Annotated in this window: 20 protein-coding genes and 1 riboswitch; of the genes, 18 read left to right on the top strand and 2 right to left on the bottom strand. The window is 43.9% G+C overall.

Features of this window, described 5'->3' with window-relative positions:
- Positions 1-11: 11 nt before the first annotated feature.
- The 5 genes from DWX57_RS12855 (at position 12) to DWX57_RS12835 (ending at position 5046) form a co-directional block, all read left to right on the top strand.
- Positions 12-449, top strand: coding sequence for a GatB/YqeY domain-containing protein (locus tag DWX57_RS12855; RefSeq protein WP_015533834.1), 438 nt, complete (start codon positions 12-14; stop codon positions 447-449).
- 13 nt (positions 450-462) lie between these two features.
- Positions 463-1023: an NUDIX hydrolase gene (locus DWX57_RS12850; RefSeq protein WP_055146459.1), complete on the top strand. Its 561-nt coding sequence runs from the start codon at positions 463-465 to the stop codon at positions 1021-1023.
- 28 nt (positions 1024-1051) lie between these two features.
- Positions 1052-1444, top strand: a complete 393-nt coding sequence (locus DWX57_RS12845; RefSeq protein ID WP_117874591.1) for a hypothetical protein — start codon at positions 1052-1054, stop codon at positions 1442-1444.
- Between the two features lie 71 nt (positions 1445-1515).
- Entirely contained in the window at positions 1516-4104 is a 2589-nt protein-coding gene (locus tag DWX57_RS12840; RefSeq protein WP_117874592.1) for a YfhO family protein, read from the top strand.
- 6 nt (positions 4105-4110) lie between these two features.
- Positions 4111-5046: a cysteine-rich small domain-containing protein gene (locus DWX57_RS12835; RefSeq protein WP_117874593.1), complete on the top strand. Its 936-nt coding sequence runs from the start codon at positions 4111-4113 to the stop codon at positions 5044-5046.
- Between the two features lie 53 nt (positions 5047-5099).
- On the opposite strand, the gene DWX57_RS12830 is transcribed toward DWX57_RS12835, so the two are convergent.
- The gene (locus DWX57_RS12830) at positions 5100-5918 is read right to left on the bottom strand and encodes a DUF1963 domain-containing protein (protein ID WP_243106237.1); all 819 of its coding nucleotides are present in this window, start codon (positions 5916-5918) and stop codon (positions 5100-5102) included.
- 80 nt (positions 5919-5998) lie between these two features.
- A complete protein-coding gene (locus DWX57_RS12825) occupies positions 5999-7321 on the bottom strand; it encodes an MATE family efflux transporter (RefSeq protein ID WP_117874594.1) in 1323 nt (440 codons plus the stop codon).
- 282 nt (positions 7322-7603) lie between these two features.
- Between DWX57_RS12825 and DWX57_RS12820 the strand changes: the two genes are divergently transcribed.
- The 13 genes from DWX57_RS12820 to DWX57_RS12765 all read left to right on the top strand — a co-directional run bounded on the left by DWX57_RS12820 (position 7604) and on the right by DWX57_RS12765 (position 19133).
- On the top strand, positions 7604-8062 hold the full coding sequence (locus DWX57_RS12820; protein WP_117874595.1) for a GNAT family N-acetyltransferase: 459 nt from the start codon (positions 7604-7606) through the stop codon (positions 8060-8062).
- A gap of 64 nt (positions 8063-8126) precedes the next feature.
- On the top strand, positions 8127-8282 hold the full coding sequence (locus DWX57_RS14185; protein ID WP_158564628.1) for a hypothetical protein: 156 nt from the start codon (positions 8127-8129) through the stop codon (positions 8280-8282).
- Between the two features lie 43 nt (positions 8283-8325).
- Positions 8326-8799 (top strand): YbaK/EbsC family protein, encoded by a 474-nt coding sequence (locus tag DWX57_RS12815; protein WP_055223190.1) that lies wholly within the window; start codon positions 8326-8328, stop codon positions 8797-8799.
- A 79-nt stretch (positions 8800-8878) separates the two neighbouring features.
- Entirely contained in the window at positions 8879-9679 is an 801-nt protein-coding gene (locus DWX57_RS12810; protein ID WP_055223193.1) for an MBL fold metallo-hydrolase, read from the top strand.
- A 139-nt stretch (positions 9680-9818) separates the two neighbouring features.
- Positions 9819-10508, top strand: coding sequence for a nicotinamide riboside transporter PnuC (gene pnuC, locus DWX57_RS12805; protein ID WP_120124591.1), 690 nt, complete (start codon positions 9819-9821; stop codon positions 10506-10508).
- 118 nt (positions 10509-10626) lie between these two features.
- Positions 10627-11136, top strand: a complete 510-nt coding sequence (locus DWX57_RS12800; RefSeq protein WP_120124589.1) for a GNAT family N-acetyltransferase — start codon at positions 10627-10629, stop codon at positions 11134-11136.
- Positions 11137-11219: 83 nt separating this feature from the next.
- A riboswitch (TPP riboswitch) is annotated at positions 11220-11328 on the top strand.
- Positions 11329-11513: 185 nt separating this feature from the next.
- Positions 11514-12824 (top strand): phosphomethylpyrimidine synthase ThiC, encoded by a 1311-nt coding sequence (thiC, locus tag DWX57_RS12795; RefSeq protein WP_004850265.1) that lies wholly within the window; start codon positions 11514-11516, stop codon positions 12822-12824.
- A gap of 214 nt (positions 12825-13038) precedes the next feature.
- Complete coding sequence (locus DWX57_RS12790; RefSeq protein WP_120124586.1) at positions 13039-14391, top strand: MATE family efflux transporter; 1353 nt, start codon at positions 13039-13041, stop codon at positions 14389-14391.
- Positions 14392-15240 (top strand): YdcF family protein, encoded by an 849-nt coding sequence (locus DWX57_RS12785; protein ID WP_120124583.1) that lies wholly within the window; start codon positions 14392-14394, stop codon positions 15238-15240.
- A gap of 216 nt (positions 15241-15456) precedes the next feature.
- A complete protein-coding gene (locus tag DWX57_RS12780) occupies positions 15457-16284 on the top strand; it encodes a transketolase (protein ID WP_120124581.1) in 828 nt (275 codons plus the stop codon).
- Complete coding sequence (locus DWX57_RS12775; protein ID WP_015533848.1) at positions 16281-17219, top strand: transketolase family protein; 939 nt, start codon at positions 16281-16283, stop codon at positions 17217-17219. Before DWX57_RS12780 ends, DWX57_RS12775 begins: the two co-directional genes overlap by 4 nt.
- 251 nt (positions 17220-17470) lie before the next feature.
- A complete protein-coding gene (gene bioB, locus DWX57_RS12770; RefSeq protein ID WP_118758105.1) occupies positions 17471-18451 on the top strand; it encodes a biotin synthase BioB in 981 nt (326 codons plus the stop codon).
- A gap of 103 nt (positions 18452-18554) precedes the next feature.
- The gene (locus DWX57_RS12765) at positions 18555-19133 is read left to right on the top strand and encodes a hypothetical protein (RefSeq protein ID WP_118758106.1); all 579 of its coding nucleotides are present in this window, start codon (positions 18555-18557) and stop codon (positions 19131-19133) included.
- Positions 19134-19188 lie beyond the last annotated feature (55 nt).

Genomic DNA, 19188 nt, shown 5'->3' with positions numbered 1-19188 from the left:
AGGAAATAAAAATGACACTTGAGAAGTTACAGAAGGATATGATAGCAGCAATGAAGGCAAGGGATAAGGAGAGAAAGGACAGCATCTCATCCCTCGTATCAGCAGTTAAGAAGGTCGGAATCGATAACGGCTGCAGAGACAACATTCCTGAGGATATAGTTGACAGTGTTATCCTCAAGGAGATCAAGTCTGTAAAAGAGCAGATCGATACCTGCCCTGCAGACAGAACAGATCTTCTGGAGCAGTACAAGGCAAGATATGATGTGTTCAACGAGTATGCGCCAAAACTTCTGTCAGAGGATGAGGTGAGAGATATCCTCACAACAAAATTTGCAGATGTGATAGCAACAAAGAATAAAGGCCAGATCATGAAGGCTGTTATGGCTGAACTCAAGGGCAAGGCAGACGGCAAGGTCATCAATCAGGTTGTGGCAGAGCTTTGCAAGTAGAGGAGAAAGTGTTTTGAAATTTGTAGGAATTGAAAAGAAAGAACAGGGAAAGTTCATCACACGATACGATGTTCAGTACGAGACTGTAGACGGAATAGTTAAGAACTATGAGATGATAAGCAGGAATGGAGAAATCACCGATTTCGAGGGACTTCATGGCAAGGCAGCAGATGCGGTGGTCATCATCGCCACAGACGAGGCAGATGAGAGAATCCTTATAGATAAGGAGTTCAGACTTGCTCCGGGTGAATGGGTATATAATTTCCCTGCCGGACTCATAGATCCGGGGGAGACTCCTGAGGTCAGTGCCAGACGTGAGCTTATGGAGGAAACGGGACTTGAGCTGTACGAGATCAGTGACACAATAGGGACAAGCTACAGTGCTGTAGGATTTTCAAATGAGACAAATATGTGTGTTGTAGGCAAGGCGAGAGGCGAGTTCAAGCCGAGTACTTCAACTCTGGAGGAGATCACTCCGGGATGGTACACAAAGGCAGAGGTAAGAGAACTGCTCAAGACTGAGAAGTTTGCAGCCAGAACACAGGCCTTCTGTTATGTGTGGAGCAGACAGTGATATGAGAATGAAAAAGGAGAAATAATCTATGGAAAAATTACCTGGAAAGGGAATGGTGACGGCATCGTCGCTCATCATGCTCATATGGGGGCTTGTAAATGCCGGATATTATGACATTGCAAAGCTTGTGCTTGCAGATGAGCCATCGACAAAGGCTGTCGTATGTGGCGTTGTGGCCGGAATAGCATCGCTTGCGGCCATCATAGGCGGTATATTTGGAATAGCCGGAAGCAACAAGGTTGCAAAGGCGTCTGCCATAGTTGTATGGGCAGCATTTCTGGTGATACTTGCGATAATAAGCGGTATAGTGACACTGGTGTCCGGTGACAGCAAACTGATAGCAGTGATTATGATGATCGTTGGAATAGTGGTTCCGGTTATCATGTTTATGGGTGCTGCGAAAAACAGGGCAATCAGATAATTAATTGCTTTTTAGATATTGTCAAGCTATAGATAGTTGATAATAAAGATGTGGATTACAGGAGGAGATTGATGAGTAAGCAAAAAACTCTAAGACAAAAAATGATCATCATTGCATTGGCATTTTTCTTACCGGTTATTATAACGTTGATTGTTATGGCTGTGTGCGGAGTGGTACCATTTGGTAACAAGTCTACGATGATCTGGGATTCATTGCTACAGTATAAGGACTATTATGGATATTTATGGGATGTGTTTCATGGAAATGCAGGTATAGAATATTCTACAGGAAAAGCACTTGGCGGCAGGATGATAGGGATAGTAGCTTATTATTTGTCTAGTCCATTAAATTTGTTTATTGTGTTTTTTTCAAAGGCGCAGATACCACAGTTTATGGCATTTATGATTTTGCTCAGAATTGGTTTGTGTGGAATAACAGGATACATATATGTTGATAAAAGGTTCAAAATATCGGTGATACCAGGCCTTGTATTATCATCGTTATATGCACTTATGGAATATAATGTGTATAATTGTAGAAACGTTATGTGGCTTGATGGAGTTATTATTTTGCCATTGATAGCACTAGGAGTATGGAAGTGCGTTGATAAGAAGAAAACGGGACTGCTATTTACTTCTGTATTCGTTGCAATTTTCTGTAATTGGTACACTGGCTATATGGTATGTCTGATGTCAGGAATACTATTTATTGTTGAATATCTTAATGCAAATGACTTTAGTATAAAAAAAGCGTTGAAAACAGAATGGAAAAGTATATTTAGATATATAGTAACAATGTTATGTGGAGTGTTGGCGAGTCTGTGTATACTTCTTCCTGCGTGTATGGCGCTTGTTGGAGGAATTGCAACAAATAATACCGTTGGATTGAGCCGTATAGTTAATATGGATATAACACAGTTCCTTAGTGGATTTGATGTTGGTGCGAAAGTGAATGCGCAGGATGCACCCCCTATTTTTACGGGAACCATCGTTCTTATTGCTGTTGTTGCATTTTTCTTTAATTCTGCTGTGAAGAAAAAAGAAAAAATCTGTATGGCATGTCTGCTTGCTTTGTTGTGCAGCTGTTATTGTCTTAGAGATTTAGAACTTGTGTGGACAGCCTTTGTTAGAAGCACTTCATACTTCTTCAGATTTAGTTTTGTACTCTCTTTTGTAATGATAATGATCGCTGCAAGAGAGGTTCAATTATGGGAAAAAGACCAGGTATCAAAAAAAGAAGTAGCTTCTGCAATGGGGGTTGTTGCAGTAGGTTTGGCATTTTTATATTATATAAAGAAAATAAATTCACCGCGTAATATAGTCATTATTTATATGGCAATTTTTGGTATAGGGATAATAGTGCTGTTATGTGGTAACAATAGAAAAAATGTTTCCAAGGTAGTATGCTTTGGAGTGGCATGCCTGACTGCGATAGAAGCCGGTTATAATGTGTACATTGCTTTTTCTGAATACAATAATGATGCAAGGAGTTTTTCTGATTACACAGTTGCTGCCGAGAATATAGTCGATAGTCTTAATGATACTGAGAAGGGAAGCTTTTTCAGATATGAAAATGATTATAATTATCTAAAGACTATTGGAAGAGATATAGCGACGGGGGAGTCACTGCTGTATGGTTATAATAGCATAGAGCATTATAGTTCAGCTTATGATTTTAATGTTGACAGATTTCTAGCTTATATGGGATATTCTGATATCCCTGGGGAGAAGCTTTTTTTACGTGAGACATATTGGAATAGTCCTATGCTGCTGACAGATTCTTTGCTGTCAATAAAATATGTCCAATTAAAGAGTCCGGCATCAGGATACGAGAAAACGGATCTGAAGACTCAGTATGCACAGGTATATAAAAATAAATACGCTTTGCCCCTCGGCTATCCGGTGAATGACGATATAAAGAAGGTTTCATTTGGCAATGACCCATTTGAAAATCAGCAGAACCTGTTATCCGCTATGCTTGGTGAAGAAGTAGATGTATATGAGAATGTTGATTCAGAATATATACATACTGACAAGAATGGTAATGAAGAATGGAAATTGGATGTAAAAAAAGATGGACCGGTATACGTGTTTGTTGATGGAAGCAAAACACATAGTAGCTTATATGATAACAATTGTGAGGTATATGTAAATGGCGAGTTGATTCAGAATGCATGTCACAGGTTTGAAATCAACAGCATGTACATTGGTGAATATAAGGCTGGAGATCAAATAGATTTAGTTATAAAGAGAAAAACCAATAGGGACAAGAAGCATACATTGTATGTATCGCAGCTGAATACAGATGTGTTTGAAAAAGCGATCAATATTCTTAACACTGGATATAAAACAGATTTAAAAATTTCTAAAAATAGAATTACTGGTGAAGTAGATGTTGACGATGATACAGAAATACTGCTTTCAATACCTTATGAAGATGCATGGTCTGCTGTTGTGGATGGTAAAGAGGTTAAAATTGATGAGCTTGCAGATACTTTTATGGGAATAAAACTTGATAAGGGTAAGCATACAGTACAAATGGTTTATCATACGCCAGGTTTGAGGCTGGGGCTGATCATGTCACTTGCTGGATTCCTGATTTATGCAGGTGTAGAGATAGTTAAGAAAAAAATGAAAAAACAGAAAAATAAAACGGCATAATATATTATGGAAAATAGTTATAAATTTTTTCAGAATACACAATGTGAGTTTTTCCCGTGTCATAAAGTGGAGAAAGTAGAGAACTTTAATTGCATGTTCTGCTACTGCCCACTTTATCGCGAGGAACGGTGCCTAGGTAATCCTGAGTATGTGATCAGCCGGAAAGGGCAGCGGATAAAAGATTGCAGTAATTGTCTTTTAGTACATCAGCCAGAGATGTATGATATGGTTATTGGACGCCTTCAGAGGGAAGATGAGCTTTTGCATATAGATCTTCGAAAGCTCAAGACTCAGGTGAAAGAACGATTGATACAGATTACCCATATAAATGAAATAGATGCAGATATGAAGTATGAGCATCAGATCAATATTGACAGAATATTGGATGAGGTTATGAAAGATATGTCTGGATCTTGTGCGGTGGATGTTCTTTTACAGGAATTTGCTCCTGAGTGCATTTGCCCCGGCTATTTTACTTTTTGTGGGAAAAAGATAGAGTGCGGAATATTGACACAGCTTGACATCAGTCTTATTGATAAAGGTTACATTTATGCATTTCATGCACCGGTTGTAGATCTGGAAAACACTGGTTCTGTGCTTGACCAGTATTACATGGAGGCATTTCAGATGGCATGCATGGATGTCATAAGAGGGTGGCTGCAAGGATATCTTGAGAGAAAGAACAGTGTATATGAGAAGAAGTATTGCAGTCCGTCGTTCGGTCCAGGATACTATGGAATGGGCATGGAGGCAGTACCTGAGCTGCTGGGGCTTATGGATTCATCGCAGGCAGGCGTGTCATGGAACGGAGAACACATGTCACCGAAGATGAGTCTTGTAGGAACATATCTGATCGCGGGTGAAGATGTGTATGCAGTGGGCTCCGATTGCAAGAGCTGCATCGGACAAAAAGGTGGCTGCGAATTCTGTATAAAGCACTGAATTTATACCAAGTAGGAGCAGGAGTGTTCTGCTCCTACTTAGAATTATAGTTATTAGTCCAAATCGAAACTAAAGACCGCTTTGTCGAAATTGCGGTTCTTTAAATCTTCATCTGAAATGATCCAAAAGATATTCCATAGACAACCAATGTTGTAACCATATTGAAACAGCAGATGAGTTTTTGCGTTTACATCCGGAATATTACCCCCCGTAGGATAACCGAATAATTTGTTTCCGTCATACGAAAGATATTCGATATCATAATCTGGAGCAACTTCTTCAAGACGGTCAAATAGGTCACAGTCAAGCACATCTCCCAGTGGCTGATAATCTGTGGTGAGTCCAAACTCGACAGCCTTTTCCTCAAAAGTTTCTGTAAAATACTTTGAATAATATGGAACAGGCGGCTCAGTTCTCTTTAAATTTGACAGGTCGCCATTGTACCAGATCACCTTGTGATAAGCCGAATTTTCAGGGTCGTCAGCAACGCTTTCAACCCATTTGTTGGTCTGGTGAATTGAGTCGATTTCTCCGCTCCAGAAAAAATATAAAATACCCGTGTGCGGAAGCCTGTTTTCAATATCCAAGTCGGCAATGTCCGCAAGATTGATTTGAGCAACAAGCTGCATTGCTGATTTTTCGTACCGCTCAGTGTCATCTCCGCGCTTGCAGGAATAGCCCGACATTGTGGGATATGGAATTTCGGGCGGAAGATCGGGAAAGCCGCCGATTTTACTTGTGCCTTTTGCAATTACATTTTCCACATCCTTCACACACATTTTAATAGTATTTTTTCGGTAGTCTTTAATACTTTCTGCAATATCAGTGTGTCCTTCTTTAATAAGGAATTCAATCAAATCCATTTCGTGCATTTTCGCCTTATACCCCCTAATCCCTATTGTTAAAGTCAACATATCCATTATACCTCGTATCGCCTAATTTGCATACACATTTAATGGCTACCCTGCCTTTGGGATTCCTGCGCCAGAAATACCAGACTGACAGTAAGAGTCACAGCCTCGGTCGCAGGTGCAGCAAACCACAAGCTGTTGCCACCGGTCAAAACTGGGAACGTCAGTATACACACGCTGCTGAGTATGATGTTTCGGAGCAGTGATATACACAGCGACTGCCCGGATTTCAGTATGGCCTGAAGATAGTAGGAGGTCATCAGGTTGATCCCAAATGGCACAAATGCAAAGAAGTACGCTCTGACACCAAGATCAGCAATGACACCAAGGCCTTCATTCATATCTATAAATACATTGCACAATGTTCGTGGAAAAAGTATTCCAATAAGTGAGAACAGCACGCCCATGATCAGGATGGTTGTGTAAGCCATTCTTTTTATGGTTTTTATTCTGCTTATGTTATCTGCTCCGTAGTTGGTCGAGATCACAGGCTGCACGGATTGACCAACTCCTGTGAACAGAGAGTTGAACAGGATGACGCAGTTGGAGATGACGCTGTATATGGACAGGGCATTCTCGCCGCAGTACTTCAATATCTGTATGTTAAACAGCAGCACTATAAATCCATTTGCAAATTCATTGAAAAAGCTCGGGATACCGGCTGTCACAATATTTTTCATGCTGTTCAGGATCCTGTGTGGCATTATGAAACGCAGCTCATTCTTCTTGCTGAGGAAATGCGATGAGGCGACAAGTACCTGGATCAGCATACCGATAACAGAGGCAAGTGCGGCTCCGCCGATTCCCTGCTTCAGCGGGAATACCAGTACGATGTCCATCACGATATTGAACACTCCGCCCAGCAGGACGCCTGCCATGGCTCGGTTCGGATCATTGTCAGCCCTCACAAATATAGCTATGAAGTTGGAAAATACTGCAACCGGCAGGAACATATTTATATAGTGCATGTATGACATGGCATATGGGTATAGAGTGGCATTTGCACCCATGAGCCTCAGCAGTGATGGCATGCATGTTATGTACAGTATCCACAGCAGCGCGGTGATGGCCGCGATCATCATGAATGACACGGTGAAGTAGCGGTTAGATTTGACTGTGTTGCCACTTCCTCTGTGCACGCTCATCTGCACTGATCCACCTACGCCAAAGAGAATTCCGGTTGACATAAGTATGCACAGCAGAGGCGTTGTGATGCTCAGAGCGGCCAGGGCATCAGCTCCAACACCTTTGCCGATGACGATGGCATCAGTCAGGGTGTATATGGACATGACCATGGCACTTCCAAGGGAAGGAATGAGGAATTTGAAGTAAAGCTTTTTCAGATCGTCTTTTAACAGATTCATTTGTAAATCTCCTTAATAAAAAAAGTTTATAATTGAAAATCGGAAAGGCACATGATTGCGGGGACACATTAACCTGCCAGCCGCAAAAAAAAGAGCCAGATAAGATAATCATCTTATCTGGCTCATGAAAATTCTGATATATTGTATCGCGATTCATGTTCCATCCGGGAATCCTGCATCTGCAGAACACCTTGCAAGGTATATTAATATTCAACATACCGTCCGACTTGTGTTATTATAACAGGAGGTTAGCAAATGTCAAGGACTGATTAGGGGGATATTATGGAATATAGGATGGCGGACGCGAGCGATATAGATATGTTGATGAATGTCAGATTGTCCATGCTTAGGATAGTCAATGATCTTCCAGTTGATTATATATTTGACGATAAATTGGTGACAAACAGCAGGAGATATTTTCTTGAAGGTGATCAGACAACTGTTGTAGCTGTCGATGACGGAAGATGTGTGGCGTGTGCCAGTATGTCTTATATTGAAATTATGCCAACATTTTCTCATACTTCTGGAAAGAGAGCACATCTCATGAATGTATATACAGAAAAGGACTATCGGAGGAGAGGAATCGCCAGGCAGCTTGTGAATATGCTTATAGAGGATGCGCGTGTACATGGTGCCACGGAGATAAGTCTTGATGCCACGGAAAGCGGCAGACCGCTGTACGAATCAATGGGATTTAAGGCATCTGAGGAGTGCATGGTTATAGATATACAGCAATTATGATGCTTTGGATAATATACGGTTTACATACATATATTTACGGAGACAGACGGAGGCAGACATAGCTATGGAGGTAAGAGATAGCATAGAAAAAAGACACAGTATTAGAAGGTTTAAAGATACCCCAGTGGAGCCGGCGATTATAAGACAGCTTATCGAGGTGCGGCGATCCAGAACCTGTTGCAGAGAATCCGGAGATGCGGCCTGGAAAGAAAATGGATGAAGTGCTAGAATACAGATAATTACAACAAGGAGGACGTACAGCCATGTCACTGGAAAAGGCAGAAAAGTTTCTTGAAGATAAAGGATATGGAGACAGGATCATACTTATGGACGCTCCGACGTCAACTGTTGCCATGGCGGCGGAGGCGCTTGGAGTTGAGCCGGGCATGATCGCTAAGACCATGGCGTTCATACAGGATGACAAGATAGTACTCATACTCACCGAGGGCATAGCCAGAGTTGACAATAGGAAATATAGAGACAGATTCCACGTCAAGGCGAAGATGGTGCCATTTGATAGCGTGGAGGAGCTTGTCGGACATGCACCGGGCGGAGTGTGTCCATTTGGAATAAATCTGGGGATAGATGTATACCTTGATGAGAGCCTCAAGAGATACGAGAGGGTTTTTCCTGCGGCGGGCAATGACCACAGTGCAGTGAATCTCACCATCTCTGAGCTTGAGGATGCATCTGGGGCTGCCGGCTGGGTTGATGTGTGCAAGGAGCCGGAGAAGTAAGCTGTTAATCAGGTTAATATGAGTCTGCGGATGGTGCTTATTATACGAATTAAGTATTTGGGAAAGGAAGAATGGGTGTATGGACATAACGATGCTTGGAACAGGAAGTGCACTTGTGACAGAGTGTTATAATACATGCTTTGTGCTGTCAGATGGAGACGAACATTTTCTAGTGGATGGCGGCGGTGGTAACGGCATACTGTCACAGCTTAAGAAAGCGGGTTTTAACTGGCAGGACATGAGGACAATATTTGTGACGCATAAACATATGGATCATATACTCGGCGCGGTGTGGATGATCCGCATGATATGCCAGCATATGAAAAAAGGTTCGTATGAAGGCGAAGCCGTTATATACGGACATGACGAGGTCATCGCTTTACTTAGGGAGATGGCAATGCAACTTCTTAATAAGAAGGAGACAGTATATATTGGTGACAGACTTCATCTGGTTGAGGTGAATGACGGCGATACGAAAGAGATAATGGGCAAAAAGGTCACATTTTTTGATACTGGTTCAACTAAGACAAAGCAATTTGGATTCTGTATGGATATGGGTGATGGCGCGAAAATTACGTGCTGCGGAGACGAGCCTTACAATGATTGTGAGGAGAAGTATGCGAGAGGCAGCAAATGGCTGCTCCATGAGGCATTCTGCCTGTATTCTGAGGCGGATATATTTGATCCATACGAGAAACATCACTCAACAGTCAAGGATGCCTGTGAACTTGCAGAAAAGATTGAAGTTCAGAATCTGTTGCTATATCATACAGAGGATAAAAATATAACACATAGAAAAGGATTGTACGTGGCAGAGGGCAAAAGGTATTACAGCGGCAACCTGCATGTGCCAGATGATTTGGAGAAAATAAGACTTTAGAGATGGGCAGGAAAGAATATAGTCAAAATCTGAGAGAAATTAGAAGATGAATGACTTTCTTGAACAATAGAATTGTTTGAAAATTCAGGCAACTAGAAAAGAGTTTGCTAAAGATAGGCGATAAAAAGGAGAGATCGAAATGAACAATCCAATAAAGGAACTGACTAAGCGGGAATGGCTTATCTGGCTGTGTTCCCTCATTATAGTGCTGGTATCGAATCTTCTCACTGCAGATTTGGACATCCTCACACTGGCGGCGGCACTCATAGGCGTGACATCGCTTATATTTGCTGCAAAAGGAAATGTGTGGGCGCAGATATTGATGGTCGTATTCAGCATATTATACGGTATAATATCATTCAGGTTCCGCTACTGGGGTGAGATGATAACCTACCTCGGGATGACGATGCCGATGGCGGTGTGGTCCGCCATAACGTGGTTCAAGAATCCGTCGGAGGGCAACAGCAGTGAGGTTGCCATACAGAAACTGACAAGAAGACATGTGATATGGCTCACTGTCAGCACGGTGATTGTAACGGTTTTGTTCTACTATATACTGATGCTGCTTGATACGCCGAATATAGTGTTTAGCACAATATCCATAGTCACAAGTTTCCTGGCGGCTGCGCTCACCATGCTGAGATCGTCATATTATGCGGTGGGATATGCAGCAAATGATGTGATCCTGATAGTTTTGTGGTTTCTCGCGTCACTTGAGAATCCGGCATATATTCCTGTAGTTGTAAACTTCGTCATATTCTTTGCGAATGATATGTATGGCTTTGTGAGCTGGAAAAAGAGGGAAGTGAGGCAGGCTGTGGATTTGTAGGAGATAATTGCAATATCACACTGAACTGCTTTATATGTTCACAGTGAGCAGGCAGACAGAATGATAAAAGAATAAATAGAATATAAGTGAAATATTATCATAATAGGAGGACGCACAGATGAATATCAGCATAAGAGAGTACACGACAGAAGATGCGGTCGCTGCGTCAGAAATTTGGAACCAGGTTGTTGATGACGGAGTAGCATTTCCACAGGAGGAAGACCTGACACCGGAATCAGGCGGTGCATTTTTCAAAGAGCAGACATATACCGGTATCGCCGAGAACGCAGAGAGTGGTGAGGTGGTAGGACTCTACATACTTCATCCGAACAACGTGGGAAGATGCGGACATATATGTAACGCCAGCTATGCCGTGAGACGCGACGTCCGCGGTGAACACATAGGAGAAAAGCTTGTGCTTGACTGTATCTCCATGGCAAAGAAGAAAGGCTTTGGAGTGCTCCAGTTCAATGCCGTAGTAGCATCAAATGTACATGCACTCCATCTGTATAAAAGGATTGGTTTTACTCCGCTGGGCGTTATCCCGGGAGGCTTCAGAATGCCGGATGGACATTACGAGGATATCATTCCGCACTATTATGACCTTAGAAAAGATGCAGATCAGTAATGAGTTGCAGCATACGGTGTAACATCACAGAAAAATATGTTGATGTTACGATCTGACAGCGGTATACTTGTTGTCAGAGAATTGGATAGTATATGGGGAGCTGGCGAGTTAGCCGGCTGAGAGGAGGCTGAACGCTTCGACCCACAACCTGATGCGGATAATGCCGCCGTAGGGATACGTTTGATACATACATAATGATGTAAGAAAGAAGAGACGCATTCCTGTGTCTCTTTTTTCATAAGGAGGGACCCACGTAAGTGGGATATTCCCTAAAGTGGCTGATTGGGGGCACCACCTTCCGCCACTATAAAAGTGTAAGAGAAACAAATATTAGATCTGGAACAGATTTATAAAGCCGGATCAGATTGGAGGAACAGATGAGGAATTACACAACACAGATGGACGCAGCAAGAAAAGGCATAGTAACTCCTGAGATCGAGAAAGTTGCCGAGAAAGAGCATATGTCCACTGAGGCGCTGATGAAACTGGTAGGAGAGGGCAAGGTAGCGATACCAGCCAACAAGAAGCACACATGTTTAAACCCAGAGGGAGTTGGAAGCATGCTGAGGACCAAGATCAATGTCAACCTCGGTGTGTCAAGAGACTGCAAGGATTATGGTATCGAGATGCAGAAGGTTATGAGTGCTGTCGAGATGGGAGCAGAGGCGATCATGGATCTGTCAAGCCACGGCAACACACAGCCGTTCAGACAGAAGCTCACTTCAGAGTGTCCGGCTATGATAGGAACTGTGCCGGTATATGACAGCGTTATTCATTATCAGAGAGATCTCGCAACTCTTACTGCACAGGATTTCATCGATGTGGTACGTCTTCACGCGGAGGATGGAGTTGACTTCGTGACTCTCCACTGCGGAATAACAAGAAAGACGATCGAACAGATCAAGAAACACAAGAGAAAGATGAATATAGTCAGCCGTGGCGGCAGTCTTGTATTTGCATGGATGACCATGACAGGCAATGAGAATCCGTTCTACGAGTATTTTGACCAGATCCTTGATATATGCGAGGAATACGATGTGACGGTATCACTTGGAGATGCATGTCGTCCGGGATGTCTTGCGGACGCAACGGATGTATGTCAGATAGAGGAGCTTGTCAGACTTGGAGAGTTGACAAAGCGCGCGTGGGATCATAATGTACAGGTTATGGTTGAGGGCCCTGGTCATGTGCCACTCAATCAGATTGCAGCCAACATGGAAGTTCAGAAGACACTCTGTATGGGCGCACCATTCTACGTACTTGGACCTCTTGTCACAGATATAGCACCGGGATACGATCACATCACAAGTGCCATAGGCGGAGCGGTCGCAGCCATGAACGGCGCAGCATTCCTCTGTTACGTCACACCTGCAGAGCACCTTGCCCTGCCAAATGTAGACGATGTCAAGCAGGGAATCGTCGCATCCAAGATAGCAGCCCATGCGGCAGATATAGCAAAGGGGATACCTGGAGCGAGGGATATAGATGACAAGATGGCGGATGCGAGACGTGTCCTCGACTGGGATGCACAGTTTGCATGTGCCATAGATCCTGAGACTGCAAAGGAGATCAGGGACAGCAGAAAGCCTGATGACGAGTACAGCGACACGTGTAGTATGTGCGGTAAATTCTGTGCTGTCAGATCGATGAACAAGGCGCTGTCAGGGGAATACATAGATATACTGTAATTACCAAGAAACTTAAAATATAAAAAGATCCGGCAGTATATGTCCATCTCGGCATGTACTGTCGTTTTTATATGCATAAAAATATATGGAAATAAGTACAAAAAAACGGGTGTTCAGCCGAAGATGTTTACTATTTTGCCTATTGTAATGCCGGGTGAACGAGTTTAGAATAAAACCGAAAACAGGAATAAATTATAGAAAAGAAGGGAAAAAAGTGAACAAAGATCTTACTGTGGGAAGACCCGAATCCGTGCTTTGGAGATTCTGCCTTCCACTTTTTGGAAGTGTAATATTTCAGCAGCTTTACAACATAGCGGACAGCTTTGTGGCGGGGCAGTTCATAGGAGAAAATGCTCTGGCGGCGGTCGGCAACAGCTATGAGATAACACTTATTTTCATAGCATTTGCATTTGGATGCAATATAGGCTGTTCGGTCATAGTATCCCAGCTGTTCGGGGCAAAGAAATACAGCGAGATGAAGACTGCTGTCTGGACTACTCTCATAGCAAGCGCGGTACTTGTGGCGGTTCTCATGCTGGTTGGATTTCTGCTTGGAGAGAGACTGCTGGCACTTATTGATACCCCGGATGAGCTGATGAGAGATTCGCTTACTTATCTGAACATATACATATTGGGCGTGCCATTTTTGTTCTTCTACAACATAGCGACAGGAATATTCTCTGCGCTGGGCGATTCGAGAACACCATTCATATTCCTAGCCATCTCATCGGTGTCCAACATAGCCGTTGATATACTGTTTGTAAAGATATTTGAGATGGGGGTAAATGGAGTTGCGTGGGCTACATTCATCTGTCAGGGCGTGAGCGCTGTACTTGCGATAATAGTTGTGTTCAGACGTCTGGCAGCAGTTCGCACTGAGGGGAAGGTCCGTGTATTTTCGGGAAGCATGCTGGGCAAGATAGCAGTCATAGCCATACCGAGCATACTTCAGCAGAGTTTTATCTCAGTCGGAAATATAATTATTCAGAGCGTAATCAATGGATTTGGAGCCTCTGTCATAGCGGGATATGCGGCGGCTGTAAAGCTCAACAATCTCGTCATAACGTCATTTACAACACTTGGAAATGGAATATCCAACTATACCGCACAGAATCTTGGCGCGGGTAAGATCGACAGGATAGGACAGGGACTTAAAGCTGGAATAAAACTCATATGGGGACTATGCATACCATTTGCGGTTTTGTACTTCTTCTTTGGCCGTTATGGAATGTATCCATTTATGGAGAACAGGACAGGACTTGCCCTTGACACGGGAGTCACGTATCTCAGGATACTGGCGCCGTTCTACTTTGTAGTATCGGCAAAACTTGTAGCTGATGGAATACTAAGGGGAACAGGCATGATGGGCAGATTCATGACATCGACGTTTACGGATCTGATACTCAGAGTAGTGCTGGCGATAGTGCTGTCAAGAGTTATAGGTTCCGCCACAGGAATATGGCTGGCCTGGCCGATAGGCTGGACTATAGCAACAGTCATGTCACTGTTATTCTGTGTGAATGGTATTAAGAAGCTGAAAAGAGAAAAAACAGGGAGGATAGAATAGATGACAGATAAAATGACTCAGAAGAGCCATGAAGATATGAGTAAAGAAATAAAAAAAGATGGTGTGGCGGTGCGTACACGGGGATATCATATATGGAGATTTATATTCTGTATAATAGGCGTGCTGGGAATGCTGATGTTCATATATCCGGTGTTCAGAGGTTGTCATGTGAATATAGGAACCCTGCTGGGAACAGGCGTGTTTGCATTTCTCACATTGTATGGAGTATTCAGGACAAAGATAGACAAATCTGTCAGAAAGCTTTGGGATAAAAAAGCAGGAAAGATATGCCTCAGTATCGTGCTTGCGCTTGTAACCATTGCTCTTGCCCTTGCTGTGGTCATCACGTATCACATGGTCTATGCGGCTCATGTAAAGCCTAAACAGGATGCCACAGTCGTGGTGCTCGGATGCGCGGTTAGAGGCGGCGGTCCAAGCCTTATGCTGAGAGAGAGACTTATAGCGGCACAGGATTATCTTGATGAGAACCCGGAGGCTGTATGTGTTGTGTCCGGTGGGCAGGGCGCAGATGAGAGCATGTCGGAGGCACAGTGCATGTATGAATACCTTACAGAGCACGGAATTGCTCCGGAGAGAATATATTTGGAAGACAAGTCCACGTCCACAAGGGAGAACATAAAGTTTTCGGCTGAGATCATCAGACAGAACGGACTGCCGGACAAGATGAATATAGTGACAAATGAATTCCACGAGTACAGGGCAAAGCGTATAGCGGACAAACAGGGCATAGAGACGGGATCCATAGCCGGAAGCACTGCATGGTGGTTGCTTCCGACATACTATGTCAGGGAGATGGCAGGCATACTGTATGAGTGGATCAGTGGCTGATACGTGGACAGGTGCGTTGCGAGGCGGACAAAGTGAATACAATGATCCGCCGGACACCCATGCAGGTATATTTGGTCGAAATGCACAGATAACCTTGAAAAAACCTTGTAATATTTCTTGAAAAATGCATGTAAAAACGTACTTCTAAATAGAAGAAATTATGTTATAATGGCTCTGTATGATACAAATACAGTATCCAGTTAAAAGGAGAATGAGATGAACAAATTAGAACTTCAGAAAAAAGCTGTAGAAGTTCGCAAGGGCATTGTTATAGGTGTATACAATGCAAAGAGCGGACATCCAGGCGGCTCATTATCAGCAGCAGACCTGTTTACTTATCTTTATTTCGAGGAGATGAATGTGGATCCTAAGAATCCTGAGGACGAGAATCGTGACAGATTCGTGCTCTCAAAGGGCCACACAGCTCCGGGCTACTACGCAGCACTTGCGTTAAAAGGCTTTTTCCCAATAGAAGACTTAAAGACACTCAGACATGTTGGATCTTACCTTCAGGGACATCCTGACAAGAAGCACACTCCAGGAGTGGATATGTCATCAGGATCACTGGGACAGGGACTTTCAGTTGCAGTAGGTATGGCACTTGCAGCCAAGATGCAGGGCAAGGATTACAGAACATACTGTCTCTGCGGTGATGGAGAGATCCAGGAGGGACAGATATGGGAGGCAGCTATGTTCGCAGGACATAGAAAGCTTGACAATCTGTGCGTTATAGTAGATAACAACAATCTTCAGATTGACGGAACGGTTGAGGATGTATGTTCACCATATCCTATAGATGAGAAGTTCAAAGCATTCAACTTCCATGTTATCAATATCAATGGCAATGACTTTGACGAGATCGACAGGGCATTTGCTGAGGCAAAGTCCCACAAGGGTGAGCCTACAGCGATCATCGCCCACACGATCAAGGGCAAGGGTGTATCATTCATGGAGGACAAGGCCGGCTGGCATGGAAAGGCTCCGAATGAAGAAGAGTACAAGATCGCCATGGAAGAACTTGAGAAGGAGGCTGCAGCATTATGATAGAGAATAAAGCAATCGCAACCAGAGAGAGCTATGGCAATGCCTTAGTAGAGATCGCAAAGGAGCACGATGATCTTGTTGTTTTAGATGCAGACCTTGCAGAGGCAACCAAGACAGTTATTTTTAAGAAAGCTTATCCTGAGCGACACGTTGACTGTGGCATCGCGGAGGCGAACATGGCAGGAATAGCTGCCGGAATGTCAACATGCGGATATGTTCCATTTATGAGTTCATTTGCAATGTTCGCTGCAGGACGTGCATTTGAGCAGGTGAGAAATACTATCGGATATCCACATCTGAATGTGAAGATCGGTGCAACCCACGCAGGAATCTCAGTAGGTGAGGATGGAGCAACACATCAGTGCTGTGAGGATATCGCACTCATGAGAGAGATCCCGGGCATGGTTGTCATTAACCCATGTGATGATGTAGAGGCAAGAGCAGCAGTGAAAGCTGCATACGAGTATGTTGGACCTGTATATCTCAGATTTGGAAGACTGGCAGTTCCAGTACTCAATGATGAGAGCACATACAAGTTTGAGATCGGCAAAGGGGTTAAGCTCAAGGACGGCAAGGACATATCTATCATAGCTACAGGACTTTGTGTATCTGAGGCTGTGAAGGCTGTGGATATGCTCGCTGCTGACGGTATAGATGCTGAACTCATCAACATCCACACTATCAAGCCTATCGATGAGGATATCATCGCTGAGACAGCTCAGAAGACAGGAAGAGTGTTCACAGTTGAGGAGCACTCCATCATAGGTGGTCTCGGAAGTGCTGTTGCAGAGGTGCTTGCTGAGAAGTGTCCTACAAAGCTGACAAGGATCGGTGTGAGAGATACATTTGGTGAGTCAGGCCCTGCAAAGGAACTGCTTCACAAGTACGAGCTTGATGCAGAGGGTATCTACAAGCAGATCAAGGCTGCGCTGTAATCCTAATGTGATCATTTGGAGACATAACAGAGAACACAAGATAAATAGCTGATACTAAATATCTGTGAAAGATATAGAGAGTTATATACAGATGGGGGAGCCTGCCGGTGGCAGGCTCTTTCCATATATACATATGAACTGTCAGATGGGCGGTAGACACTGCAGACATCCGGCAGATTCGGTGATTTACATACACAAGGGCTGAAGACCAGATGAAACTGGGAACTTTACAGAAAAGAGGTAGGAATCATATGGGCAGAGAGTATGTAGAGGAGCTTAAGAACCGCGTGTTGAATGGTGGAGCGGAGATCACATATGATGAGGCTCTAAAGCTTGCACATGAGGATCTGGATATACTGGCGGCTTCAGCAAATGAGATAAGAGAGCATTTCTGCGGAGACCGGTGCGATGTGTGCTCGGTCATAAGCGTGAAGGAGGGCAGATGCACAGAGAACTGCAGATACTGTGCACAGTCCAGGATAGCGAAGAAGGATGTACCTGAGATAAATCTTCTGGGTGAAGAAGCGGTTACTGAGGGTGCATCGATTGACTGTGGCAAGGGAAGCTTCAGGTACTGCCTTGTGGCTGAGGGCAGGAGACTTTCAAAGCGTGAGGTCGAGCTTGCTGAGAAAACGGTCAAGGATATACACGACAATGTGGATATCAACATATGCGCGTCATTTGGCCTGCTGGATCAGGAGGACTTCACGAAGCTTAAGGGTGCGGGACTATCGATGATACATAACAACCTTGAGACCTCTCCGGCATATTTCCCGGAGGTGTGTACCAGTCACACACAGGAACAGAAGAAGGCGACAATACGCGCTGCAAAGGATGCGGGACTCATGGTGTGCAGTGGCAGTCTGTTCGGCATGGGCGAGACACTTGAGGACAGGGTGGCACTTGCATTTGAACTCAGAGAGCTTGGCGTGGATTCGGTTCCGATGAACCTCCTCAATCCGAGGGAGGGAACGCCGTTCTATGACAAGACACCTCTCACTGAGGAGGAGTACGTCAGAACGATAGCGGTATACAGATTTGTCATGCCAAAAGTCATGATAAGGCTTGCGGCCGGAAGAGGAAGATATGAGGACAACGGCGAGGCTGCACTTGCAGCCGGGGCAAATGCGGTCATAAGCGGTGACTTCCTGACCACCGATGGCACATCATTTGACCTTGACTTTGACATGATAAGAAGAAACGGATTTGTCACGGACAGAAAACATTCATAGACATTAGTGGGTGCTCCGTGCGCAAGGCAATTGGATGAGAAGGATTAACTGCACGCAAATAAGAGAATATAACAGGCAGAATAAGTTTTAGAAGGAGAATTATATGAAGATTTATGACAGGATCATGGGACTTGGAACAAAGATGACAGACATGGATGCATCCACATATCAGGGCGCATTCATAGGCAAGATATCCTACACGGTGGACAGAGAGAAGGCAGAGGCTGCCGACAGTATCACATATGAGTATGGCGATGTGAAGGAGAATGCTTTCATGTACATACTCTCAATACTTGGTAAAGTAGATGGAGAGGAGACTCCTGTTGAGAAGATGACCATCACACTTGTAAAGGCGTCTGACAAGGAGAAGGATATCAAGAGAGTGGAGAAGGCTGAGTACGAGGATGAGAAGCCTTTCCATACATTTACAAAGGAAGAGGTTTATGCATTCAGCAAGGAGACAGGAGACGAGAATAAGATCCACCTCACAGACCATCCTGTAGTTCAGGGAATGTTGCTCCTCCGCACAGCAGCATGTGCACACGAGGACCTGAAGAGACTTGACGTTAAGTTTGTAGAGCCTTCATACGCAGAGGAAGAGCTCATGTGGGGCAGCAATGGCAGAGAGCTTGTGCTTTATGCAGATGGCTATGTAAAGGCTTCATTCAAGGTTGTGAAATAGTTTCCGCTAACAGGCGATCATTATGATAGATACAAAATAGGCGTCATACCTGATC

It is taken from the genome of Coprococcus sp. AF19-8AC (genome assembly GCF_003603115.1).
Classification (GTDB): domain Bacteria; phylum Bacillota; class Clostridia; order Lachnospirales; family Lachnospiraceae; genus Coprococcus; species Coprococcus aceti.
The sequence above is the reverse complement of the archived record's forward strand: the minus strand, read 5'-3'. Positions and strand labels throughout refer to the sequence as shown.

Coding starts and splice junctions, on each gene's coding strand:
- DWX57_RS12765 (WP_118758106.1), top strand. CDS start 18,555: ATGAAGATTTATGACAGGATCATGGGACTTGGAACAAAGATGACAGAC.
- DWX57_RS12810 (WP_055223193.1), top strand. CDS start 8,879: ATGGACATAACGATGCTTGGAACAGGAAGTGCACTTGTGACAGAGTGT.
- DWX57_RS12825 (WP_117874594.1), bottom strand. CDS start 7,321: ATGAATCTGTTAAAAGACGATCTGAAAAAGCTTTACTTCAAATTCCTC.
- DWX57_RS12775 (WP_015533848.1), top strand. CDS start 16,281: ATGATAGAGAATAAAGCAATCGCAACCAGAGAGAGCTATGGCAATGCC.
- DWX57_RS12820 (WP_117874595.1), top strand. CDS start 7,604: ATGGAATATAGGATGGCGGACGCGAGCGATATAGATATGTTGATGAAT.
- DWX57_RS12835 (WP_117874593.1), top strand. CDS start 4,111: ATGGAAAATAGTTATAAATTTTTTCAGAATACACAATGTGAGTTTTTC.
- DWX57_RS12855 (WP_015533834.1), top strand. CDS start 12: ATGACACTTGAGAAGTTACAGAAGGATATGATAGCAGCAATGAAGGCA.
- DWX57_RS12840 (WP_117874592.1), top strand. CDS start 1,516: ATGAGTAAGCAAAAAACTCTAAGACAAAAAATGATCATCATTGCATTG.
- thiC (WP_004850265.1), top strand. CDS start 11,514: ATGAGGAATTACACAACACAGATGGACGCAGCAAGAAAAGGCATAGTA.
- pnuC (WP_120124591.1), top strand. CDS start 9,819: ATGAACAATCCAATAAAGGAACTGACTAAGCGGGAATGGCTTATCTGG.
- bioB (WP_118758105.1), top strand. CDS start 17,471: ATGGGCAGAGAGTATGTAGAGGAGCTTAAGAACCGCGTGTTGAATGGT.
- DWX57_RS12785 (WP_120124583.1), top strand. CDS start 14,392: ATGACAGATAAAATGACTCAGAAGAGCCATGAAGATATGAGTAAAGAA.
- DWX57_RS12830 (WP_243106237.1), bottom strand. CDS start 5,918: ATGCACGAAATGGATTTGATTGAATTCCTTATTAAAGAAGGACACACT.
- DWX57_RS12800 (WP_120124589.1), top strand. CDS start 10,627: ATGAATATCAGCATAAGAGAGTACACGACAGAAGATGCGGTCGCTGCG.
- DWX57_RS12780 (WP_120124581.1), top strand. CDS start 15,457: ATGAACAAATTAGAACTTCAGAAAAAAGCTGTAGAAGTTCGCAAGGGC.
- DWX57_RS14185 (WP_158564628.1), top strand. CDS start 8,127: ATGGAGGTAAGAGATAGCATAGAAAAAAGACACAGTATTAGAAGGTTT.
- DWX57_RS12815 (WP_055223190.1), top strand. CDS start 8,326: ATGTCACTGGAAAAGGCAGAAAAGTTTCTTGAAGATAAAGGATATGGA.
- DWX57_RS12845 (WP_117874591.1), top strand. CDS start 1,052: ATGGAAAAATTACCTGGAAAGGGAATGGTGACGGCATCGTCGCTCATC.